The organism is Mesorhizobium sp. WSM4848 (genome assembly GCF_055811375.1).
This window is the reverse complement of record NZ_JBVVPX010000017.1, coordinates 108,692-131,213: the sequence shown is the minus strand read 5'-3', so window position 1 is coordinate 131,213 and position 22,522 is coordinate 108,692. Positions and strand designations below refer to the sequence as shown.

The 22,522-nt window shown below is 61.2% G+C and carries 16 protein-coding genes, 1 tRNA gene and 3 pseudogenes; 14 read left to right on the top strand and 6 right to left on the bottom strand.

The features are described from left to right. Positions 1–13: 13 nt before the first annotated feature. The 6 genes from AC0L16_RS17555 (at position 14) to AC0L16_RS17530 (ending at position 3,467) form a co-directional block, all read left to right on the top strand. Positions 14–421, top strand: coding sequence for an arsenate-mycothiol transferase ArsC (locus tag AC0L16_RS17555; protein WP_473622192.1), 408 nt, complete (start codon positions 14–16; stop codon positions 419–421). A 203-nt stretch (positions 422–624) separates the two neighbouring features. Then, the gene (infA, locus tag AC0L16_RS17550; protein WP_006200926.1) at positions 625–843 is read left to right on the top strand and encodes a translation initiation factor IF-1; all 219 of its coding nucleotides are present in this window, start codon (positions 625–627) and stop codon (positions 841–843) included. A gap of 27 nt (positions 844–870) precedes the next feature. Beyond that, complete coding sequence (locus AC0L16_RS17545) at positions 871–1,497, top strand: Maf-like protein (RefSeq protein WP_473622191.1); 627 nt, start codon at positions 871–873, stop codon at positions 1,495–1,497. Further along, on the top strand, positions 1,494–1,697 hold the full coding sequence (gene yacG / locus AC0L16_RS17540) for a DNA gyrase inhibitor YacG (RefSeq protein WP_473622190.1): 204 nt from the start codon (positions 1,494–1,496) through the stop codon (positions 1,695–1,697). The genes AC0L16_RS17545 and yacG overlap by 4 nt, the downstream gene beginning before the upstream one ends. Positions 1,698–1,893: 196 nt before the next feature. Further along, positions 1,894–1,969, top strand: a tRNA-Phe gene (locus AC0L16_RS17535). 214 nt (positions 1,970–2,183) lie between these two features. Further along, a complete protein-coding gene (locus AC0L16_RS17530; protein ID WP_473622189.1) occupies positions 2,184–3,467 on the top strand; it encodes a tyrosine-type recombinase/integrase in 1,284 nt (427 codons plus the stop codon). Positions 3,468–3,599: 132 nt separating this feature from the next. On the opposite strand, the pseudogene AC0L16_RS17525 reads toward AC0L16_RS17530, so the two are convergent. Together AC0L16_RS17525 and AC0L16_RS17520 are read right to left on the bottom strand one after the other, a co-directional pair. Further along, positions 3,600–4,036: pseudogene (locus tag AC0L16_RS17525) on the bottom strand (conjugal transfer protein TrbE); the annotation flags it as partial. Positions 4,037–4,175: 139 nt separating this feature from the next. Continuing rightward, positions 4,176–5,081, bottom strand: a pseudogene (locus tag AC0L16_RS17520) (type IV secretory system conjugative DNA transfer family protein); the annotation flags it as partial. A gap of 19 nt (positions 5,082–5,100) precedes the next feature. On the opposite strand from AC0L16_RS17520, the gene AC0L16_RS17515 reads away from it, so the two are divergent. After that, positions 5,101–5,382: a hypothetical protein gene (locus AC0L16_RS17515; protein ID WP_473622188.1), complete on the top strand. Its 282-nt coding sequence runs from the start codon at positions 5,101–5,103 to the stop codon at positions 5,380–5,382. A 122-nt stretch (positions 5,383–5,504) separates the two neighbouring features. Further along, the gene (locus AC0L16_RS17510; protein ID WP_473622187.1) at positions 5,505–6,032 is read left to right on the top strand and encodes a very short patch repair endonuclease; all 528 of its coding nucleotides are present in this window, start codon (positions 5,505–5,507) and stop codon (positions 6,030–6,032) included. Here AC0L16_RS17510 and AC0L16_RS17505 read toward each other — a convergent pair. From AC0L16_RS17505 to dcm, 4 genes are read right to left on the bottom strand one after another with little or no spacing between them, the layout of a single operon-like run. After that, positions 5,925–11,801 carry a DEAD/DEAH box helicase gene (locus AC0L16_RS17505; protein ID WP_473622186.1) on the bottom strand — a complete coding sequence of 1,959 codons (5,877 nt, stop codon included), beginning with the start codon at positions 11,799–11,801 and terminating at the stop codon, positions 5,925–5,927. The genes AC0L16_RS17510 and AC0L16_RS17505 overlap by 108 nt on opposite strands. Positions 11,802–11,803: 2 nt before the next feature. Beyond that, entirely contained in the window at positions 11,804–13,834 is a 2,031-nt protein-coding gene (locus AC0L16_RS17500) for a hypothetical protein (protein ID WP_473622184.1), read from the bottom strand. Then, the gene (locus AC0L16_RS17495; protein WP_473622183.1) at positions 13,834–16,281 is read right to left on the bottom strand and encodes a hypothetical protein; all 2,448 of its coding nucleotides are present in this window, start codon (positions 16,279–16,281) and stop codon (positions 13,834–13,836) included. Before AC0L16_RS17495 ends, AC0L16_RS17500 begins: the two co-directional genes overlap by 1 nt. A 56-nt stretch (positions 16,282–16,337) precedes the next feature. Beyond that, positions 16,338–18,149 carry a DNA (cytosine-5-)-methyltransferase gene (dcm, locus tag AC0L16_RS17490; RefSeq protein ID WP_473622182.1) on the bottom strand — a complete coding sequence of 604 codons (1,812 nt, stop codon included), beginning with the start codon at positions 18,147–18,149 and terminating at the stop codon, positions 16,338–16,340. Positions 18,150–18,522: 373 nt separating this feature from the next. Here dcm and AC0L16_RS17485 point away from each other — a divergent pair, with 373 nt between their 5' ends. The 6 genes and pseudogenes from AC0L16_RS17485 to AC0L16_RS17460 all read left to right on the top strand — a co-directional run bounded on the left by AC0L16_RS17485 (position 18,523) and on the right by AC0L16_RS17460 (position 22,391). Then, on the top strand, positions 18,523–19,341 hold the full coding sequence (locus AC0L16_RS17485) for a hypothetical protein (RefSeq protein WP_065011833.1): 819 nt from the start codon (positions 18,523–18,525) through the stop codon (positions 19,339–19,341). A 138-nt stretch (positions 19,342–19,479) separates the two neighbouring features. Further along, positions 19,480–19,767 carry an IS91 family transposase gene (locus AC0L16_RS17480; protein ID WP_473622204.1) on the top strand — a complete coding sequence of 96 codons (288 nt, stop codon included), beginning with the start codon at positions 19,480–19,482 and terminating at the stop codon, positions 19,765–19,767. Positions 19,768–19,786: 19 nt separating this feature from the next. Continuing rightward, positions 19,787–20,349 (top strand): annotated as a pseudogene (locus AC0L16_RS17475) (IS91 family transposase). Positions 20,350–21,163: 814 nt separating this feature from the next. Beyond that, positions 21,164–21,442 carry a hypothetical protein gene (locus AC0L16_RS17470; RefSeq protein ID WP_127864422.1) on the top strand — a complete coding sequence of 93 codons (279 nt, stop codon included), beginning with the start codon at positions 21,164–21,166 and terminating at the stop codon, positions 21,440–21,442. Further along, the gene (locus tag AC0L16_RS17465; RefSeq protein ID WP_065011836.1) at positions 21,442–21,879 is read left to right on the top strand and encodes a hypothetical protein; all 438 of its coding nucleotides are present in this window, start codon (positions 21,442–21,444) and stop codon (positions 21,877–21,879) included. Before AC0L16_RS17470 ends, AC0L16_RS17465 begins: the two co-directional genes overlap by 1 nt. Next, positions 21,876–22,391, top strand: coding sequence for an MPN domain-containing protein (locus tag AC0L16_RS17460; protein ID WP_473622181.1), 516 nt, complete (start codon positions 21,876–21,878; stop codon positions 22,389–22,391). The genes AC0L16_RS17465 and AC0L16_RS17460 overlap by 4 nt, the downstream gene beginning before the upstream one ends. The last annotated feature ends 131 nt before the right edge of the window (positions 22,392–22,522 follow it).

Sequence of the window (22,522 nt, the reverse complement as noted above, 5' to 3'; positions counted from 1 at the left end):
GTTTGTCTGCGGCATGAACGCCGTGCGCTCGCCGATGGCCGAACTGCTGGCGCGCCAGGCGCTTCCGGCCACCAGTTTCGTCGCGTCGGCCGGGGTGCGCGGCGGCGAACGCGACCCGTTCGTCGACGCCGTACTGGCCGAGGACGGGCTTTCGCTCGGCGACCGGCACCCGAGGACACTGGACGATCTCGAGGACGACTATTTCGACCTGATCATCACGCTGTCGCCGGAAGCCCATCACACCGCGCTCGAGCTTACCCGCTCGCTGGCCGTCGACGTCGAATACTGGCCGATGCCGGACCCGACTGGCGTCGGCGGCACGCGTGAGCAGATCATGGCCGCCTATCGCGAGGTGCGCGAACGGCTGAAGGCGCGGATCGGCCGCCGTTTTCTGGCGCCGGAAGCAGAAAAACCGGGCTGATTTAAGCATGTTCACAAGCGCACGATTATCATATAGGTTCCGCCCAAATTCCGGCTAGAGTCGGATGATTTCAGGTCTGTTCGACCTGAGATCTGAATCCGCCTCTAAATCCAAGAAGTAGAGCATGATGTCGTCCGAAAACCGCTTCACACTTTTCGGCATCATGCTCTAGGCGCTGGGAATCATCCAAGCAAAGGTATCGAATGCCGAAGGAAGAAGTCCTCGAGTTTCCGGGTGTCGTCACGGAATTATTGCCCAATGCGATGTTCAGGGTGAAGCTTGAAAACGAACACGAAATCATCGCCCACACCGCCGGCCGCATGCGCAAGAACCGAATCCGCGTGCTGACCGGCGACAAGGTCCTGGTCGAGATGACACCCTACGACCTGACCAAGGGCCGCATCACCTACCGTTTCAAGTAAGATCGTCTGAGCTCGGCCGGGACCGCGATGAGCATTTTGCAGAAGCTCGTGCTTGCCTCGGGTTCGCCGCGCCGGATCGAGCTGCTGCAGCAGGCCGGCATCGAGCCGGACCGCGTGCTGCCGGCCGGTGTCGACGAAACGCCGCTGCGCGCCGAGCATCCGCGCTCGCTGGCCAAGCGCCTGTCGAAGGAAAAAGCCGAGAAGGCGCTGGCCTCGCTGCAGACCGAAGAGGATTATGCACCCAGCTTCGTGCTGGCCGCCGACACGGTGGTCGCCGTCGGCCGGCGCATCCTGCCCAAGGCCGAAACGTTCGACGACGTCGCCAATTGCCTCGGACTGCTGTCCGGCCGTTCGCACCGGGTCTATTCCGGCATCTGCCTGATTACGCCGAGCGGCAAGCTGCGCCAGCGGCTGGTCGAGACCAGGGTGCGTTTCAAGCGGCTGCCGCGCGCCGAGATCGACGCCTATGTGGCCTCGGGAGAATGGCGCGGCAAGGCCGGCGGCTACGCCGTCCAGGGTCTCGCCGGCGCCTTCGTCGTCAAGCTTGTCGGCTCCTACACCAACGTCGTGGGCCTGCCGCTCTATGAGACGGTGGCGCTGCTGGCCGGCGAGGGCTTCAAGGTGCATGCCAACTGGCAGTCAGCTCGGCCATGAACTCGGGTTCGGACGACAAGGCCACGCCGCTGCGGCCCAAGCGGCCCTGCCCCGAATGCGGCAAGCCGTCGGCGCGCGAGACCTACCCGTTCTGCTCCGTGCGCTGCAAGGACATCGACCTCAACCGCTGGCTCAAGGGCGCCTACGTCATTCCGGGCCGCGACGACGAGGACGAAACGGACAATGACTCTCCCAAATGAAGCTGTTCAGAGCAGCCTGCGGGCCTCGACCGCGTCGCATGAATCCGCCCGTCGAGCAACGCTGGTTTCCCGCTTGAAATCAGCGCTTAAGCGCTGGACAGACCGGATTCCCGTGCTATAACCCACCCGCTTTCAAGGGGCGCCTGCGGCGCTTTCAAGAAATCCGGCGTGCAGAACTGCCCGCGTGCCGGAACAGGCCCAGATAGCTCAGTTGGTAGAGCAGCGGACTGAAAATCCGCGTGTCGGTGGTTCGAATCCGCCTCTGGGCACCATCCCCTCTTCTCCCGACACTCCCTTTCGCCGAAGCTTCTACGCTTCTGTTTGCACAAGAGACTGAAATTGTTCATCTTTTTGGGAAGGATGGCGCGATTGAGCGCGTTTCATGGAATTTCGGCGTATTTGATCTAACGTGGCGGAGGGCTGGTATTTCCGTTGGTACTGGACATCCTGATGGTATCGAAACAGCCAAAGGGAGGTGTCCCACAGATGGCCCTTTCCGACGTGAAATGCCGAAATGCCCGTCCTGCTTCCAAGCTATTAAAATTGTCTGACGGTGGCGGGCTCCAGCTCTGGGTGCAGCCCACCGGATCCCGCCTATGGCGCCTCGCCTATCGATTTGAAGGCAAGCAGAAGCTTCTGGCGTTGGGCAGCTATCCCCTTATTTCGCTCGCCGAAGCACGCAAGGCGCGCGATGACGCCAAACGTCTCCTCCTAACTGGCATCGATCCCGCACAGGAACGCAAGTTGCGAAAAGTTGCTTCGGCAAAGGACAGCTTTCGATCAATCGCCGAGGAATATGTGGACAAGCTGAAGAAAGAGGGACGTGCCGACCGCACTATCACCAAGGTCAAATGGCTACTCGACTTCTCCTATCCCTCCTGTGGGCACAAGTGCATTCGGGACATTGATGCGGCCACTATCCTTGCTGCCCTTCGTAGCGTGGAGGTGCGCGGTCGATACGAGTCGGCTAGGCGGCTGCGCTCGACCATTGGCAGCGTCTTTCGATACGCCATCGCCACTGCACGCGCCGACACTGACCCAACGTCGGCGCTGAGGGGCGCGCTCATTAGGCCAACGGTCACGCCGCGTGCCGCCATTACCGATCCGAAGGCATTGGGCGGCTTGCTGCGTGCGATCGAGACATTCGACGGACAGCCCGCAACCCGAGCGGCTCTGAGGTTGATGGCGCTGCTGTTTCCCCGCCCCGGTGAGCTTCGCGCTGCCGAATGGGAGGAGTTCGACTTCGAAAGTTCGGTATGGACTATCCCAGAAGCGCGAATGAAAATGCGACGACCGCACCGCGTTCCTCTTTCAACGCAGGCTTTGAATATCCTGGCCGAGCTTAAAAAAATGTCCGGCGCCGGGACGCTGCTGTTTCCAAGCGTGCGATCGCCTTCTCGTCTGATTTCCGACAACACGCTTAACGCCGCCCTTCGCCGTATGGGCTATGGCAAAGAAGAAGCTACCGCGCACGGTTTTCGAGCAACGGCATCAACTCTGCTAAACGAATGCGGAAATTGGCATCCGGATGCCATAGAGCGGCAACTGGCCCACATCGAAAACAACGACGTTCGTCGTGCCTACGCCCGGGCTGAGCATTGGGAAGAGCGTGTCAAGATGATGCAGTGGTGGGCAGATTATTTGGATGAACTCGAGAGCAAAAGCGCGCTAGTGATCTCGATCGGGCGACGCGGCAAGCCTGCCGTTCATACACCATCGCGACCGTCCACTTTGAACCCAACAGCGACGGCACACCAAACACCGAGATGAATCTCCAACCGGGACGACCAAATGGGCGTAGGTCATCCCGCCACCGTCGTCGGGCAGAAAAGGACGTCCCAGTAGAACTCCCGCGATCCCCGAGGCGCGCGAGCGATAATCCCCATCGTCTCACCTACGGACGTATGAGTGTTCGCCTTCGGAATGATGCGAGTCGACGAGCGCGCTTTCCGCACGCGCTTGGCTGTCCGGCGACGGCATGAACAGCAAGGCAGATGATAGCTGCTCTCGTAATGCGCGACTTTGCCTTCGAAAGCGCCGCGCCGTTCTTCATCGACTAGCCATGAGGCCGCGTCGGGAAAATGCGAGTTCGGATAGCCCAGCGCTTCGATGCGCTCGGCCTCAAAGAACAATGCCCAGCCAAAGCCAAGCCTTCTCAGCGCATTGTTTGCCCGCGCGCAGATGCCTACAGTCGCGCTTTCGAGATCGGGGGCGGGAACCGAAAGGTGCGCTGAAAGCTGGCGTCCTTGTTGAGGACGATGCCGGGCGACGAGTGTGGCCCAAGGCAGATGATCGGCAAGCCGGTCGGCTTTGCCTCGATATTCTGAAAGATTCAGCATGCGAGCCATCCTTTCAGGCGAAGGTGGCGGACAAACACGTTTGCGAAGTCAGGCTCGCGGCGAGCTGCGAAGACCGCGAGCGTGTGGTCGGCGATCAGAGCATCAGCCCGGCAATCCACTGCTGCAAGCCAAGGCCTATGGCGGCGGCTAGATGGTTGGTGGTCATCATCCGCTGCAGTGTCGCGGCAAATGAGCGTTGTGGGTCCGACAAGAAGGTGGCGACACGGGTGAGCGTCTTTTCTTCTTCGGCGTAGAGCACGTGCAGGGTGGCGCCGACCAGGAGGGCCAGGAGGGAATGACTGGTCTTTTCCCAGTGGTTGCGCCGTTCCAGCGCCCGCCGGGGTCGATGAGGATGTCGGCGATGTTCTGGACGTCGCGGACCTCGTTCGGACCTTTGCGGAGTTCCAGCAGCGGATTGTAGCGAGCCGATCTCAGATCGGTCGGGTTGAACAGGAGGCAGTACGAGAACTTCGGCCGCCAGCCGGCCGTCAACTGCCAGTCCTCACCTTTAATGTCGTGAATGACGGCTGATCCGGTCCAGGAAAGAAGGTTGGAACAACCAGCCTGACGCCCTTGCCCGAACGTGTCGGCGCAAAAGCCATGACGTGCTCTGGCCCGGCATGGCGCAGATACCGATCTTTCAGTTTACCCAGGAAAACGCCGGCCGGCCGGAACAACCCCGCCCGGTCGATCTCCTGGTTAATGGCCCATCGCGAGGAGCCGTAGGTTGTCACCAACCCACGCTGTCGCGCGCGCCAGAGAGAGCCGGCGATCGCAATGGCACATCCCACCAATCCACTAGCACCGGCCAGCGCACCCGCCTTGTCGAAGACTTCAGGCGCGTAGGCGTGCCGAAATGGAACCACCATTCGAACAGTTTCCACGGCTTGTAGATCGGCCAACCGGCCGCGACGAACCATGGCGCGCCAAGCGGCGTCTGATAGGCGAGCATGTGGGCGCACCATTGCGTGGCCATCCAGACGCCAAGAATGACGATCGCGAACACAACGGCGATCTGCCCGATCAGCAGCCTCGTGGGTGTCATTGGCTTGGATCGCTGGACAATGAAACTTAGCATCTTGCGGCCCGGCCTGATCATGAATGCGGCCCACCTACGATTGGGTGCCATGACTCGCTATCTATTGCCGTCAACGGTCATCTGCCCGCAGTTCCAGTCTGCACTCTTATGCGACTTTCGAAGCACAAAAGGCGAAGGTGAGGCGTTGAGTGTTCTTGACGTCACAGCTCTGGCGTCGCTTTCTGGCCTTGACTTCAACCCGGCGAGAATTGTTGAAACGCTGGGTTGGGCACGTTTGCGGATGGACCGCTTTCGGGCAGGATCTTGAGATAGCTGCCACTCATCGCAGACGATCGGCATGACCGCTCCGGACCCCCCTGTCATTCCAAGGGCACTGTCGGCTGTTGAAAAAGCCATGGTCTTGCCATGCCGATAAAGTAAGAATTCACGATGGAATTCCATCCTACCACGGCCGTTCGCCGGCGAATGCGCAGAACACGCGGCCGCGATAACGCATTCGAGAGAACCGTGAGATCCCTACTATACGCTAAGGGTCTTCGTTACAGGATCCACTACCCAGTTCCTGGAATGAAGCGCATCACATGCGACCTCGCGTTTCCGGGCTTGAGGATCGCGGTATTCCTAGACGGCTGCTTCTGGCACGGCTGTGAGGTGCACCCGCCGTCGGTGAAGAAGAACACCGAGTTCTGGCTGGCGAAGATCGCACGTAACCAGGCGCGAGACATCCGAACCCGCAACCACCTCGAGAGCATCGGATGGATTGCGCTTCGCTTCTGGGAGCATGAAGCGGTCGAGACTATCGTGGACAAGATAGTCTCAAGTGCCGACGCACCTCGCGCCTTGAAGGGGTCACCTCGAGGCAGAGCGTGCGCGTTGCAGGACATGAAGCGGTCGTCGCGACAACTCGAAGCTGTCGATTGCAACGTAACTTCGATCCAGACCCAGCATCTCGAATAGCCGCCTCGCGTCCCACAGCGGATGAACCACGACACCCCATTGGTTTTGGCGCTCGTTCAGGGAGAATACCGGAATATCCGGCCTCCCCTTTCCGCTGGAGACTGTGTTGCCGGGGATGAATGTCTTCGTCTGTAGAGCAAGCTCCCTAGCCGTCGACCGCCAGTCGCTGAGTTCGAAGTGGCCGTAGTTTCCATCCATTCCGCACTCGTAGCAGGGATCTACCATCGCTCTCAAGTAAGAAAGCCCCAGCCGCCAGTCGAGAAGACCGTGGAAGTTCCTGTTGTTGTACCTCTGCAGGCACCTGTAGCAGGAGGCTCCGCAACGCTTCATGTGATCGGCATCGGCCACATCGGTTCTTGGCCAGGCGGTCTCTTCATCGAGGATGCTGCCGATCAGGGCGGAGACCGGAATGGTGCTGTCACCCAGCAGGTGTCGGCAGAAGCCCGATCCGTTTGGCAGCGCATCCGATATCTGCAGGTAGGGAAGCCGGTCCCCGCTCTGCGAGACCATGATGTTCGGTGCGAGCGCGTCGAACTCTTCGGGCGCGATGTCGAGGTCGAGGGCCGCGCGCTGGACGAGGATCTCGGTAGCCGATATCGCCGCGGCGCGGACACTCGTGCGGGCGGGATCCCGGCGGCCCATGGAGAGGCCGATGTCCATGTCAAGCAGACGGAGGTTCGGATTGAGCCGGACGGGGCCGATCTGTAGCGAGTTGGTGACCTTGGTGGAGGCGAGCCACGCGCTGATGGGTTCCTCCGTGGCCCTGTAGCGGCCATTCTGGTCGTCTGCGAGAACATCCGTGGCGATGGCCTGCCCCGCAAGCTTAAGAAGCGGCTTATCCTTCCACCACCATATGCGCTGCGCATCGTTGTCGACCGCATCCTGCATCTCGAAGCCCGTGAAGTCAGTGTCGTCCCTGAAGCCGGGGTTGACGAGGAAGATTTCGGACTGCTCCGCGAAGTTGACACTGAGGTTTTCGTCGGTCTTCTGCCTGTCTGGCTTGCCGAGGCTGGCGAGAGTCATGCGCTGCCCGACCTTCGATGCGAGGTTCTCGTCTGTCGGGCGAAGCTCGGTCCGATAGGCTGCAGGCGTGATGCACCGAATCCCGCTATCGGCCAGAGGAGCATCGCATGCGTGGCAGGCGACGGTCTGCTCCGTGCCCCTGCTCCATGCTCCGCACTGCCCGCAGAAGCGGAGGTGGAAGTCATCCTTCCACCAGTTCGAGAACAGTCTCATCGGAGAGCCGAAGTCGGTGGCGAACTCGTCGGGATCGGGAAGAACCCCAGTGAAGCCGATGCAGCGGTGACGAAGCTTCTCGCGCGTGCGGACGCTGCCGGGCGCGAAGTCAAAGATCGCCATGTCCTGGTCGCGGTCGATGGTGTCCCACTCGGCCTCAAAGCTTCCCTTGGGCTTCTTCAGTTCCACGTAGAGGTTTCGCGACCGGGTGGGCATGCCGTAGAGCGGCAAGAGCCCTCGCTCCGCCAGCGCTGCTGCGATGCCCACCGCCTGCGGGCCGAACTCCTCCTCGAGGCCGTCGATGGCCGCGAGCACGGCGCCCGCGGAAACCGCATTCAGGATCCTGTTCAGATCACAGTCCGAAACGGCGGCGAGGATCGTCGCCAGGCGAATCCGTCGATGATCGGTTCGCGCGAGCGCGTCGGCCAGCCGGTCACGCCAGTTCATGTCCCGCCGGAAATACTCCCTGCAGTAGAGGAACTCGCCGTGGATGTCGCCGGGAACGAGATCGTCGCCCGCCCATGTTTCGCCGGACTCCTCGCGGAGTATGCGGAACGCCTCGACCAGCCAGAACTTGCGGAGGAGACGCGACGGGATGTCTGTCAGTCCGGTCGTGATGAACGGCGGCGGCGGAGCTGATCCGGTGATCTCGATCGGGTTGTGGAAGTAGTGGATGTCGTGGCTCTTGCTGCGGCAGACCGTTAGGACCGTCGAGAATGCCTGCCCGCGTCGGCCGGCACGGCCCACGCGCTGCTGGTAGTTGAAGCGCTGTGGCGGCATATTTCCCTGATAGACCGCCTGCAGGGAGCCGATGTCGACGCCCACTTCCATGGTCGTCGTGACGGAAAGCAGGTCCGACGTGTCGAAGAGCTTGCGCCAACGAAAGTCCTCGTCGCTCTCGTCGTCCTCCTTGACGAACACTCCCTTGAACTGCTGGAGCCGCCCGGCCGGATCGCTTGTCTGGCCGGTCAGTTCCTCGCACTTGAGCCGGAAGTGCGGCTCCCCGCTCGAGATCGAACGCATCACCCTGCGTCCGAGGAAGTTCTCGCGGGATATCTTCGCGGCCCTCAGATCCTCCGGACGGGTCAGTGTCTCCCCGCAGCGCGTGCAGTGCGCGAATCCTGCGTGGAGATGGACGCGTCCGCAGCGTTCGCATCGCCAGGCGGCTCCGACCGGATCGGCGGCGCGGAAATAGAGCATGCTGATGTCGATCGACCCGTCGCCGCGGGTCTGTCGCAGGGTTGTCCTGAGCTTGTCGAGGAAGTCGTCGCATTCCTTTTCCGGATGCTGCAGGATCTTCGACATTAGGCGCTTGAGCCTGTTGTCTCCCCTGCCGAGCATGTCGAAGGCGTTCTTCCAGGCAGTGCGTGTCTCCTCCTGGAATTGGTTCGGCGTGATCCGATAGGCATCGGCGAAGATGCGCAGCATCGCGTCGTCGCGAGACTTGTCCGCCGTGTACTCCTCGGGGCCGTAGAAGCTCGGCCATCCAAGACCCGTCTCCTCCAGCGCGAAGTAGGTCTTGCTGAAGAGAAGGTCGGTGGCATCCGGCGGCTGCTCGTCCTGGACCTTCTCGCGGGCCCTGCGGATCAGCTTTAGCTGCTCTTCGGGAACGTCGTGCTTCCACGATATCTGGCCGCTGTCGTTCATCTCGAAGAATTCGTACCAGTCGCGGTTGCGGATGCGCGTGTGGATCGTGTCGGCCCCCTCGACCGGGGTCGAACCCAGCTTCATGAGTTCGGTCAGGATAGGCCGCGTTGCGTTACCAGCTTTGTCGCGCTCGAACTCGAAGAGATCCTTCAGCGGGACGCTCGGAGGCTGTCCGGCTCCAGCCTTCCGCTTCTGGAGGGCCTTGAGCCTCGGGGTGAGATGGTCGGTGTCCTTGTCCTCCATCATCAGGTCGGCAATCTCGCGCTTGAGGGCCTGATACTCGGCTTCGTCATCCGCGCTGTAGGATTGGTCGGCGGCGATGCGTGTCGCGGCGGAGATGAGGATCTCGCGGCGCAGGTCGCGCTGATGCTGGACTTCGACCTCGAGCGCAAGATTCGCCGCATCCTCGCGGCTGTCGGAGAAGGCCACAAGTTTGCCATCACCACCTTGCGCCTTCAGCGAGGCGACCAGTTCGGTGGCGAGGAGCTGAGATGTCTTGCCGAAACCAGTCCTGAAGCTTCGGATCGGCGACAGGCGGCCTTCTCGTCTGCTGGAGTTCGCCTGCCGGTATCGGCCGGAATAGTCCGTGCCGCACTTGGCGCAGCAGAACGGAACCGCAGTGCCGTCGTCCTCGATCTTGCGCTGATGGAATCCATCAGAGCCCGACCAGCGCAGCAGATATCCGGGCACGTCGCCTCGCTCCTCCGCATCACTGACGACACCCGTGCGCGGGTTGAGGTATCCCTTCGTCCAACGGTACGGAGTTCTCTCGACGCGGATCTCGGTCTCGGGCTGCCCCTGGTTCGGCCAGAAGAGTGCGAATTCGCGGAAGCTCGCGTCCTCGAAGCGGATTGACGAGGCGCTTTCCGGCAGCTTTTCGAGTTCCTGTGGCGCTGGCAGCAGCGACACTCGGCGCGAGGAGCCGGGATCCGTCTCTCCGCGCTTTCCACCCAGATAGAGGTCGCCACACGCTTCGCAGTAGAGCATCTCGAACAGCCGCTTGCGGCCTTCCAGATCGCTGTCTCCGTCGTAGTTCTGCCCGCGCTCGATGCTTGGGGTTCCCCAGACCACGGTACCGTCATCCTCCCTGTGAATGGAAGCGAAGAGGCCTTCGATGTTGCGGACGAAGCAATGCATCCTGAAGCCCGGCAGCGACGCGACGGTCGCACGGCTCGGCACGAGTTCGGCCGGCAGCACGGGGATCGGTTGATCTAGGCCGGGAAGGTCGGGGATCGCCCTGAGGGCGAGAAGTCCGCGGACGGCATCCTTGTCCTCGGATCCGAACAGAATTTTTCCAATGTCCTCGACCGTGCGTGGTCGCTTGGCTCCGTGCCTGTCGGCATCCTGCAGCGCGTAGTCGAGCATGGCGGCCGCCGTCACCGTGGCCGTCTCCATCGTCGCTGCCGGGGTTTTGCCGGCCGATCCGGGAATGCTTGCAGCCGCGGCGAGGAAGCGGTCGAGAAGATCGCGGGGGTTCCGGCGGTAGTCGAGATCCTCCAGAGCACGGGCGAGTTCGGCCAGACTTTCTCGGGAAGGCGTGACATCGGGGCGTTTCACCTCGATGGGTTCACCCGTGACGACACTCTGCCTCCACGCCTCATCGAGATCGGCGGCCCCCGCCGTGCCCGCGTCGCCGAACATACTCTTGAGGTAGTCGATGCTGGCCGCGGCGTTCTCCTCGTCCATCGGAAGCGAAGCGGACGACGCAAGGATGCGAAGCTTATGGACGTGCACTGGATCGGTCAGGCCGAGCCTCTCGATAAGCACCTTGAGGAGGCCTGCCATTTCCGCGCCGGCCGAACCGCGGATCAGGTGCAGCTCATCGAGCACGAGGCAGAACCGCGCGTTATCGTTCTCCATCAGCCATGAGCGGGTCTGCGCTAGGATCGGATCATCGACTTCGCGGACGAGCATCGCGTTGAGGATCGACTGGTTAGTGACGAGGATGTCCGGCGGGGTCACCTGCATGTCCCAGCGGGAGATAAGTTCTGCGCCGTCGGTGGTCGGGAAGATGTAGCGCAGATCGGGGTTGTTTTCGGTGGACAGCCGCTTCTGAATTGATTGGTAGCGCCGCAGTTCTTCCTTCAGCTTCCGCCGCGCCCTAGTGTTGCGCGCCTTCCATGTCTTATCTTTGCTCTTGCGCGGGTGACGCAGAAACCCGGTCACGGGTGATTTCCCCGTGTAGCGGCCGAAGAATATCCGGTTCCCGTTAAAATGGCGGGTCATCACATCCTGCGCATCGTCGGAATCGAGCGCCTTGCGCAGTCGCACCATCTGGTCCTCAACCAGCGCGTTGAGCGGATAGAGGATGAGCGCCCGGATCGCTTTCGGGCGGTCGGGATGCTCGTTCCTACGGTGCGGCTGAAACTCGCGCCCCTTGTCGAGCCACATGTCATCGAGCGGCTGCAGCGGTGCGGGCCAGGATGTGGCCTCTCGCGCAAGCTGGGCGAGGATCGGCAGCATGAAGGACTCCGTCTTGCCGGAACCTGTTCCCGAGGTGACGATGCCCGGTTTCCCATCTGACACGCCCTTCGACAGCATCTGCACCTGATGAAGGTAGGGCTGATATGCGCCCCTTATCTCCGCGATCTCCTTGTCGCGGTCGAACAGGCCCGACAGCGCGAGTTCGATGAATGCCTCTCTCTGCGGTCTGGTGAAGCCGGGCAGCTTCTCTTCCCGATCGTCGATCAGGCCCTCCAGGCCGTGGCCCGCCGTCTCGTAGCGCGGCACCGCCTCGAATATGGGATCGAGGGCGAGTTGCCCCGGCAACGACAGCAACTCCCTCCGCATCTCAGACACCTTGGGATCATCGATACGGTAGGCCGTATCGAGATACGCAAGGAACTGCTCGATCATCCTGTTAAAGCCGCCGATCGGATCGAACATGTTTACCCCCCGATGTTCTTAAAATAGGTTTTGAAATCGTGCTGCTGCCCTTCCCCCGAAAGGGATGAGAGCCACTCCTCATGCCGGAGGAGCGCTGCGGCCACCTCGCCTATGTCGATGGTGGCTGGGGTGCGGGACAGGATCCTGGCTGCCCGCTGAAGCACGGCCTTTCCAAGGCTGTCCGACTTCGAGAGAAGATCCAGGGCCTCCGCAAGCTTTTCCCTGTTGACCTCGAGGTCAGTCTTCCAAGCTCCGGCGAAGAGGTAGCGGGCGGGTCGTGAGGAGGCGGGAACCATGACGGGAGCGAAGTGTCTCAGTACCGAGTCCGGCACCGAGACACGCATGCCGTCGATACCTGCACTCGCGATGACGGCGAGGTTGCGCGGCAATTTTCCGAGCCGCCTCGACTCGATGAACTGCGGCACCCAGTATTCGCAGGGTCCGTTCGTGATGCCGCAAAGAGCGACCGGGACTAGCACCTCGGGATGGGTGCGAGCTTTGGTAACGGCCGCAGCCAGACCGGAGGTCTCGTCGCGCAGGAGATCCTGCCATGATATCCGCGAAGGATCGCAGAATGCGATCGCGCTTTCGTCGCCCCCTATCGCAGCGGCTATATCGGCGGCAGCGGCCGATGACTTGCTGCCGATGAGAACCGGGATATCATCCGTCGCTCTTAGAATGATGCTGGCGACATCGGCTATCGACATCGCCGTCGCGGATGATAGGCCGGTGATGATGTTCCTACGGGCTTCGTCGGTTGCAATGACGACCTGAACCGGAGCCTCCTCCTCCTGCCTCCCCTTCGGAAGTGGGTCAATCTGGACGGCCTGCACGGCTGGGATGGTCATTTGCGAGATCATGTCCCGCAGCCGGTCCACTTCCTCGCGCAGTTGCCGGCCCTCCCTGCTCACCTCTCCGGTCAAGTCTCTGGCGGCCTCGGCGATCCTCGCGCGAATGCTGCCGTCGTGCTTTTCTGCTTCGCTTCGGAGCATAGCTTCGCGATGCGTTGCGAGCGCAAGTTTAGTCTCCGCATCGGCAAGCTCCGCGCGAATGTCGGACAGGCGCGCCAGCTCTGACTGAACTTCCCCATCGAGCCGCGACAGCAGAACGGCTCGCAGTCGCTCCTTCTCGGACTGCTCGAACTCGCCGAGTTTTTCCTGGAACGCTGGTTCGCATGCCATCATCTGAGACATGAGTGCGATGAGCGGCTGGCGACTACCGAGCAGCTTGATCACCGCGGAGAGATCGGCCTTCTCCTCGGCATCGACGGTGGTGGCCATGTGTTGCTGGAGAAGGCCGACCAGGCTGGAATCTGGATCGGACTGAACGTCGGTTGCCGATGTCGCGCGGGCCAGCCAATACTCCGCCGCCTCGAGTATCTCGTGCTCGGGGCGGAGATCGATCTCCTCGCCGGGAGCCCATCTTGGCGGGGTGACGTAGACCACCAGGTTTGACGAGAGTCTGATGATTTCCGGACGGTTCTCCAGTATCGCCACGAGCACTGTGCGCGCCGCCGTGTTCGGCGACAGGCCGTAGAACCCCAACGCACTACGTTCAAACTGCGTCGTTAGCCAAGACCCCGGGCGCACCTCGATGGCATCCACATCTTTCTCCGAAGGGATGGACAATTTTCCTTCCCGGAGACGCGCAACGAGCTCTTCGTGGGAGATGTTGCGTGGGCTGTAGCCGACCGGAAGCCTCGTGACGGATACGAAGGAAACCGCGTCATACCTACCGGGGTTGGTAAGATCGAAGGATGCTGGCAGATTGAAAAGGGAGCTCGCGCGAAGGGGAGACGTCAGAAGCGACACTGATCGAAGTGGCGCCTCTTCTCTTTCTATGACAAGCTTCTGCTCCTTCTTCTCACCGACCACGAGCCAGAAAGAATCCACGCCTCCTAGAACGATTCTGGGATCCTTGGTCTCACAGATTCTGCCGCCGTTCGTATCGCCATCCCGTATTTCGCTGATGACCGCCACGTCACGGCCTAGGATCCGCATAACTCGAAATACTGACTTGTCTGTACCAGCCATCAACTCTTTCCGGATATGCTGGATGTCGCCATACGGACCTTACGTGACTTGCCGTCGTATATTGTCCGGTCACTGTTGGAGGCCGACTGAACGAACCTATCGATCCAGCCAATGACAGCCCTGCGTGGCATTGCGACGGGCAGCAGTTTGGACACGGCCTCAGCCACTTTGGGCCCGAGCGGGTATTCGTAACGCCAACGGCCCCGATCACGGCGAGGCCCAGCATTGCACATTGCCCTGTCGGACACCCATCTCGCCCAACTCGAGGGCAGGACGGCCCGTGCTGGCCGGGGCGACAGGAATTGTCCGTCGTAGTCGAAGAGAAATTTCCTCTGGCGCAGATGATGGGACAGAAGGGCGACCGACGCAGAGACGTAGTTGGTATCAGATTTGCCAGGAACGACAGACCGATACAGGAAGGGATTGTTTGAGCCGGATCTCTCAAGGCGATAGAGACCTTCAGTCATTTCCTCATCGAACCGTGCAGCGAAGAAGCCGCCATCCTCGTCCAATCTGCCGACCACGCGGTAGCCGTGCACGCCGTCGCGATCCGCCACATCGGCCACTCCTTGCAGGAGCGATGGCGGTTCTCCCAAGGCGGCCCTGCGAAGGAACTCCCTGCGGGAACTCTCGTTGCGAGATCGCACTAGGTATCTGGGCAGCGTCCACTGGGAGGCTCCATGCCACTTCTCCACAACGCACCTCGCCGCATCGGCCGCTGCAGAGATGCGGTCGATGACTGCAAGAGGCGTCGGCCCGTTGATCCTGACGAGATCCGAACCTGTGGAGGCGGCTGTCAGAGGACGCTGCAGTATTCGGCGAACAGGAAAATGACGAAGAAACGTCATTTCCAGCCACCCGGCATCGGCAAACGAACGGAGGATGTCCCACTCGGAAGGCTGTTCTTCCGTCCGGCTTACCGCCTTCCGTACGATCTCCACGGCCTCGGAGAACGACAGTCCTCGGGCGGTGCGCTCGTACAATGCCTCGCCCAGGGTCACCAGTTCGTCGCACGGATCGAAGCGTTCGCCCGACCAGATCTCGGCGTCCAATGACAGTGACGGGGCGGTTCCGTAGTGGAATTCGTCATCCGGGATCTCCCGCGACAGATCGAACGCAAGCCGACGGGCCTCGCCGACTTCATTGGCTTTGGGAACCATTAGGACTTCATGAGAAGCGCCGAGGCTGCGGGCGATAGCGGTACCGGAGTAGACTCCGGGGGCGAGGGCCAATGCGCCCTCGGTCGGCAGAAGATCGATCGGTCGTCCGTTTATCTCCACGCTGACGAATGCCGGAATCGGACTCGATATGAGAGGAGTGAGAGGCGTTCGCCCCAGGTAGGCACCTCCGACCCTGATGCCATCGTGCCAGCCGAACTCCCTTTTGCCGGACTCGGTAGGTGCTTGTGCAACTATCTTTCCTCGGAATGCGGCGAAGACCCACCTGGAATTGAGCGCAGCGGAGGATCGGAGGGTGCCGGGTGCACATTCCGCTAGCTTCGAACTGTGCATGAGAAGGGTGTTGGAAGCGGTGGAAGCCTGTGCCCGGTACTTGCCGAAGCCGAGGCTTTCCAGGAAGACGATCCCGCCTCTGATCATCTTGGCTATGGGCTTCGGGACGAACTCGACCGCTTCATCAGGCGACGAGATCGGCTCACGTCCGCCGATGGGCGAGACCCGGAAGAGCTCATATTCCCCGAAGTCGCCCTCAACGACTTCGATCTCTTCGTGGGCCGCCTGCTCGGCGACTACCGAATACCAGGCATGCCAGAACGCCGTTCCCGCGTACTCGCGGCTTCCTCTCCTCCGCGTGCGGTCGAACAGCTCGAAATTGTATTCGAACGACTGCATCGTGTCGCCAAGAAGGTGCCGAGAGGTGTAGATCCTGTTGGCGACTTCAAGAGGTTCGAGAAGCCGTTCGGGTGGAAGGAATTGCCGAAGCTTCCGCAATGCGGCCCGGTCGCGCCATGTCGGAAAGGCCATTTGGAGCGTGCGGCCGATCTGACGAAAGTTCGGATGAATACCCGGGAGGACAAGTTCGATCCCGTGCACGCGCGCTAGGAAGTCTCTGAGATGCTCCCACATCGGGTTAAGGCCGCTCATGTTAGCGCCCGTGAAGCGCTCGCCGAGCTGCTTTTCGAGAAGCTCCCGGAAATCGCGATCGCCACGCTGCCGGGTTTTCGTAGTCTGCATCCAGCAGAGGAAGATCAGAATTCTGACGTAGTCCGGCGGCTTGCCTGGCACCGGGCGGATGTCGCCGGAAAACCATGACTTCAAGGTGGCCGTGTGAGGCAGTGTTGCGAGCAAACGTTTCCGGGCAAGCGCGGGATCGGTGACCGAAAAAATCTCAAGGATGTCTTCGTCGGCGACATACACGCTGCCGATCGGCCCGGAACTTCCAGGCGCGAGAAAGTATCTCTCGATACATTCTTCCTCGAAACTCGCCAACTCCGTCTTCCCCCGTGTCGCCCCGTCGTCCATCCAATATTGAGCACCTGCCTTCATCACTCGGCGAACAGTCCGCCTCCAGCGGGTAGCAGCTCGCCAACGATCGACTGACAATGGAGAACAAGGTGAGGCCGCTGATTGCGGGTCCCCTCGGCAAGGTCAGAATCTTCGAAGGCCAGGCGGGCGAACTCTGGCAGGCCGACGACCTTGCCGAATCTGATCGAGCCGTCGAGTTCGATGATTTCTATTGCAGGCAGGTTAGCCACTTGCTTTTCGCTCAACTGGTCATGGAGGAGCTTCAGCCGCGCGCGGAGGTAACGAACCGGAACCTGCACCTCCAGTGGCTCGCCCCTCGCCCCGACGATTGCGAGAAGCTGCACGATCGCGCGGTCGATGGCGTCCACGGAATCCTCACGGACAAGCGCCAGCGCAATTGCACCGCCTGGCACCTGCAGCCGCCGCTGATCTTCGTAGACCTTGATGATGTCCTGGTCGACGAAACGGTCCCGGTTCACGCGCCATTCGTCGCGCCGGCGGTACCGAAGCGGTGCGTCCTCGAGGCGATAGCCGTTTGCGGCCACTGCATCGGCCGGGATCGGCTCGCCCCATCCGGCAGGCCAGTAGGTGCCCCCGCCGTATCCATCGCGGGATCTCGTAGAGTCGTTCCTCTTGTTCATGAACCTCTTCACCATTGGCGGAAGCTTTCCGCCGCTATCGAGAACGGACGAGGTGATTCTGGCTGGAACGCCTGCCTCGCCGTCCTGCAGGTGCTGGACGAGACGCATCATGAAATACGGAGGAACGGCGTTGCCCACCTGACGGAACTGGGACGCGCGCGGTCCGAGAAATTCGTAGGAATCCCGGAATCCCTGCAGCCGCGCTCCCTCCCGGACTGTCAGGGCGCGGTCATGGATCGGGTGGGTGAAACATCCCGACGTAACGTTGTTGAATCCCGCCGAGATCGTGTAGGCGGGCGAAGCCTCATGCAGGCGACCATACAACGTTGCGTAATCGGTGAGACGCACCCGCCGAAACCTATCCGGCAGTAGCTTCGGCGGGATATCTTTCCAGCATCCGCCCTGCGGGACATTCGCGACCCGTCTTCGATTGATCTCGGAGAGGTTGCTCGCGTGATGGTTAGGTGCGAACCCCGAGCCGTCGCGGACGAAAGCCTGGAAAGGCGTGGGGTCGCCGGAGATCGAAAGTCTGGCTACGGCATTGGTGTCCACTTCTTCAGTGAGGTCGGCGATCGCTTCCCCCGCCGTCACATATTCCTGTAGATCCTCCGTGGCGACCGGTGCGTGGGTGTGCCTGGGGAACGTGGCGGGAATCTCATCGACTGTCGCGACCAGGATAAAGCGATTGCGGAGCTGAGGCAGTCCATAGTCGGCCATGTTCACGACATCAGCGAAGACATGGTAGCCGCGCTCCGCGAAGAGCTTGAACAGCTCCTTGACGATGATGAGGTTGCGACCATAGACGACGCCCGGAACGTTCTCCATCACGACGCGGCGTGGCTTTCGTCCGGCTGCTGTGAAGCCGTCCAGCAACCTAGTGAAATGGACGAACAGGGCGTTGCGAGGATCCTCCAGGTGGAAAACGCCCATGGTACTCACAGCCTGGCAGGTGGGTCCCGCGAAGAACCAGTCGATTTTCTCGATTCCTGCCCGCTCAGCGATGTCGGTTGCGGTAACGAGGGAAACATCGCAGCAATCCACCACGGCTTCCGGATGAGCTTTCCTGAAGGTGCGGGCGGCGTTTGCGTCGATGTCGAGCGCCCACTTGATCTCAAGATCGGCGATAGCGGCTGCGGCTCCGGCCGACATTCCGCCACATCCGGAATAGAGATCGATTGCAGTTTGGCCCATGATTCCCCCATCCACGGAAGCAAGGTCTAGCAGTGCGCAACGCGCGTTGAAAGCCAAAGCGGCTCAAATTGAATTCTGCGGGCCAATACGGGAAATTGTTAAAGGATTTGAGTGCAGATCGCCTCCCAAGCGCAGAAGGAAGCATTCTTCTTCGATCTTACCCCCGATCGACATGGATTTTGTAGACATATTTTATCTCAATGATTCTTCCAGCGGATTCGTCCTTTTTGAGTTTGGCTCGAAGGTGTTTTGGTAACCTGCTAGCTCGCCTTGTCGCCCGCCACACCTCGGGGATTTTGCGCTGTCTTGGCCGCCTCTCACGTCAAGGGCTCGCTCCCACTATATTTCTTCGCCACGAGACGGGAGATCGCTTGTGAAGGTTGGATACACCGAGTTCTCATACGGATACGCGTTCACCGAGAACCTGATCAGATCCTCGGCGAGCGCGCCGACCGGCGCACCAGTGTTTCCAAACTTGGTCCAGGAAGCGCAACTAGGATACGACGTGAACATCGCCTTGCCGGGAAAGCCGCTGTTTTTCCAGTTCAAGCTACCCGAACACATGCGCAGAGGGACTGCGTTCGAGCTCACGAAGTACCACTGCCCCGGCATCGCTGTCCCGTTCTTCCGCGTTGCACTGATCCGGCGGGACCTATCGGATCAGCACAAGTGCCTTCTGGTACTTGAGAAGAAGCATCCGCGCGCAGTGTTTTACGTTGCCCCCTTTATCGAAAGTACCGATCAATTCAACCGATCCTATAACAACGCGAAGGTGCATGAGAATTCGGTATATCTGTCCCCGCGGAGCATCGGAAAACTCCCCGACGACCTTGTGCACACGATCGCATACAAGAGCGGCTTGAACACAGCCTATTTCTGCTCCGACCCCAAGCCGATCAAAGCTCTCACCTTCGAAGACGTCCAGAAGTTGACCATAGCCCGACTGGACTCGAAGGTGAGCATCTCTGAGACGGCCAGGCAGGTCAGAGAGGATGTGCTGTCGTTCGCCACACCGGCCATGCGAGATGCAGTGGGCACCGTCGATCAACGCGCCCGAGCGAGGCAGGAAGCAGCAGTCGGCGTTGCAGCTAGCAGTCCGGAGCGGCTCCAGACCGTCGCCGATATATTAGTCGCCCGAGAAGTCGCTCGAATTAGTCTGGGCCTCGACCTCATCTTCGCGCAGCCCGACTGAGCCGCCTAGCCGATAGAGCCAAGGGATATAGCCCGGCATGCATCCCGTTCGGCGACGTTCGCTGTACCACCAGGGTTCCTATCCGACGTTCGGGCGTGGACGTGAGTCAAGGCCTGCGAGGACTGCGGCCAGTGGCGGATCGCCTACAACTCCTGCCGCAACCGGCATTGCCCCAAGTGCCAGGGCGCCGCCGCGCGGACATGGCTGGCCGAGCGCGAGGCCGACCTGCTGCCGGTCGGCTACTTCCATGTCGTGTTCACGTTGCCCGCGGAAGTCGCCTATATCGCCTTCCACAACAAGGCGCTGGTCTACGACCTGCTGTTCAAGGCGGCATCGGAGACGATGCTGACCATCGCGACTGATCAAAAGCATCTCGGCGCGCGCATAGGCATCACCGCCGTGCTCCACACCTGGGCTCGGCGATGACGCATCATCCCCACTGCACATGATCGTGCCCGGCGGCGGCATCGCGCCGGACGAAAGCCGATGGATATCGTCGCGACCGGCCTTCCTGCTCCCAGTGCGCGTTCTCGGCAAGCTGTTCCGCCGGCTGTTCCTAGCCCGGCTGCTCGCGCTGCACGACGCTGGTCAGCTCGCCTTCTTCGGGTCGATGACGCACCTCACCAAGCGACACGCCTTCCTGCGCCACCTTGCTGCCGTCCGGAAGAAGCACTGGGTAGTCTATGCCAAGCGCCGTTCGCGGGACCGGAGGCGGTGCTTGCCTACCTGTCGCGCTACACGCACCGAGTGGCGATCTCGAACCGCCGCCTGATCGCCTTCGACGAGAGCCGCGTCATCTTCCGCTACAAAGACTATCGCCGCGACGGCGCGGACCGGCAGCAGGTCATGACGCTCGCGGCTGACGAGTTCATCCGCCGCTTCCTGCTCCATGTCCTGCCACGCGGCTTCCATCAACATCCGGCATTACGGCCTGCTCGCCGGCTCCGCCCGCAAGGCCAGCCTCGCGCTCGCCCGCGAACTCCCGGACGTCGCCGCGCCAGCGGGTGACGAAAAACCAGGAGAACCGGAGGACTTCCGGCCGCCATGCCCCTGCTGTGGCGGACGCATGATCGTCATCGAGGTGTTCGAACGCTGGAGGCAGCCGCGCGGACCGCCGGATGCGAGAGCGACGAACCGCGAGAAGTGTCCATGACCCGGCATGGCAAGATATGGCGCTCAGCCGCAGGCGCCCCGCCTCCGGCAACGGACCCACGCGCGCCCATGGTGATCATCGATGTCGACAGGGTCGCAACCAGCCGCGTGCCGGGCCGGCAACATCGCGCCGAGGCGCAACGAAGCGGCCTGTCCACATCCATCCCCGCCCTTCCCAGCGGCGGTCGCGCCATCGCCGACATCAGCCGAAAATCGAAATATCCATAGACATCCGCCTGTGGCCCGCGGGTTCCTTCCTCGGGGACTTTCGTACGCCTGCCGGCGCCCGAAACTCTTCACGACAGCAGACTGACCACTTTCAGCGTTCCCATCGAGAAAGCGGACGTTCAGGGCAGCCAGGCCAGCGTCTTGAGCTGGCTCTTAGCGGACCTTGGTTGCCCGAACACAACTTCATATTCGCTTCAAGAGCAGGGGGGCGACCTCCGACGTGGTGCGGTCAAGCCGACCCTTTTTCAGCTTCGCATTCTCGCTAGGTGCGACTTACCAGAGTCTATAAAAGAGAAACGTCGCGCATTAGGAAGCGATAATAAGGCCAATTGGATGAAAAATTTGTTTCGTAATACGTAACACATATTGTGCGAAGCCACAGGCCTGTGCTATCGGGGGTTGTCGCTCTACGCGACTCAACAGGCCAACCCAGGAGGTTCTGATGGCCAAGACCACGTTAAACGTTACGGTCGTCTATCCGGCTGCTGGGCGGCCGTTTCATGACCACGATGCCAGTGCAACCGAGACGCTCTTGTCGCTCTGGAACCGCGTGCTCGCTGCATTCGGGCTCAAGGAAGGCGAGGAGAACGGCAACCAGGTCACTTACCCGCTGTTTAAGGGTAAGGACCGCCTTACGGACATGTCGGTCACACTCGGCGCAATCGCCGGCAACGCTGGCGCCCTGTCGCTGCAGCTCAGCCAGCAGATCGTCCAGGGCTAGTGACCGAGCTCGCAAAACTCGCGCTCGACGAAGACTTCGAGGAATCCGTCAAGGCGGCAGACTCGAACCGGTGGAGCCTTATTAGGAAGGGTGACCTGGAAGTTTGGGTCACCCTTTTGCCAGAGGGCCATCCGACCGAGACATTCACGGCGCGACTGCTCTGGCTGAACTATCCCGGCGACCTTCCGCCGTCGGTGCAGTTTGTGGAGATCGAGACCGGCCGATTGGGTGTGCCGGCGGCATGGCCGACTGGTTCAGGGTTTCGCCCACCCAACGATATCTGCGCTAACTGGTCCAGCGAGGGCTACGACACGCATCCTGAATGGCGCACCGACAGCGCGATCCGCTTGAAGATTCGGGGTAACGCGCTGCTGATGATCGTGCGCCTCCTGAAGCAGGAACTTGATGTCAATTTCACCGGGAGGCATCGCCCATGATGACGGCACCTATTATTTGGCGGCTACCCAAGGCCGCCATGACCGCGTCAATCAGCGAGATGGCGCCGGACGGGGTCCGTGGTTGCGAGGGAGTTGCGCTGTGGCTGGGCCGCCGGTTTGCCGGCATCGTGACCGTCACACATGTCGTAGTGTTGCGCGGGCCGGGCATCACCAAACGCCCTGATCACCTGTCCATATCACCCGAGTTGCTGAACGAGGTCACGATGCTCGCCATACGCGCCGACGTCTATCTGGTCGGGCAGATTCACTCACACCCCAGCACTTGGGTGGACTTGTCGGAGGCGGACAAGCGCTACGGAATTCGCATGCCTGGCTACCTCTCGGTGGTTGCTCCTGACTTTGCTCGTCGGCCGAACACCGCGCTTGCGGAGTGCGGCGTGCATATTTTCGACCGCGGCGCCTGGCGCCGCCTCGGTGCCATCGAACGGATGTGTCGTGTGGTTGCCGGAGCTGGAGACGTTTCCGTCGAGCAGGTAGGAGACATGCGATGATTGGTGACCTTCATCGCAGCCGGATCAATGCCACTGTCCGCGGTCTTTCGGGGGTTGCGGCGCCGCCCCATAGGTTCACTGATCAGCGCGTTCTTCTGACCGGTACGCGTGAAGTCCTTGCCTCTCGCAAC

Excerpts from the sequence above, each read along its gene's own strand:
- AC0L16_RS17505 (WP_473622186.1), bottom strand. The coding sequence starts at position 11,801 with ATGTTCGATCCGATCGGCGGCTTTAACAGGATGATCGAGCAGTTCCTT.
- AC0L16_RS17515 (WP_473622188.1), top strand. The coding sequence starts at position 5,101 with ATGAAACTTAGCATCTTGCGGCCCGGCCTGATCATGAATGCGGCCCAC.
- AC0L16_RS17510 (WP_473622187.1), top strand. The coding sequence starts at position 5,505 with ATGGAATTCCATCCTACCACGGCCGTTCGCCGGCGAATGCGCAGAACA.
- dcm (WP_473622182.1), bottom strand. The coding sequence starts at position 18,149 with ATGGGCCAAACTGCAATCGATCTCTATTCCGGATGTGGCGGAATGTCG.
- AC0L16_RS17545 (WP_473622191.1), top strand. The coding sequence starts at position 871 with ATGAGCATTTTGCAGAAGCTCGTGCTTGCCTCGGGTTCGCCGCGCCGG.
- yacG (WP_473622190.1), top strand. The coding sequence starts at position 1,494 with ATGAACTCGGGTTCGGACGACAAGGCCACGCCGCTGCGGCCCAAGCGG.
- AC0L16_RS17470 (WP_127864422.1), top strand. The coding sequence starts at position 21,164 with ATGGCCAAGACCACGTTAAACGTTACGGTCGTCTATCCGGCTGCTGGG.
- AC0L16_RS17530 (WP_473622189.1), top strand. The coding sequence starts at position 2,184 with ATGGCCCTTTCCGACGTGAAATGCCGAAATGCCCGTCCTGCTTCCAAG.
- infA (WP_006200926.1), top strand. The coding sequence starts at position 625 with ATGCCGAAGGAAGAAGTCCTCGAGTTTCCGGGTGTCGTCACGGAATTA.
- AC0L16_RS17555 (WP_473622192.1), top strand. The coding sequence starts at position 14 with ATGAACGCCGTGCGCTCGCCGATGGCCGAACTGCTGGCGCGCCAGGCG.
- AC0L16_RS17500 (WP_473622184.1), bottom strand. The coding sequence starts at position 13,834 with ATGGCTGGTACAGACAAGTCAGTATTTCGAGTTATGCGGATCCTAGGC.
- AC0L16_RS17460 (WP_473622181.1), top strand. The coding sequence starts at position 21,876 with ATGATGACGGCACCTATTATTTGGCGGCTACCCAAGGCCGCCATGACC.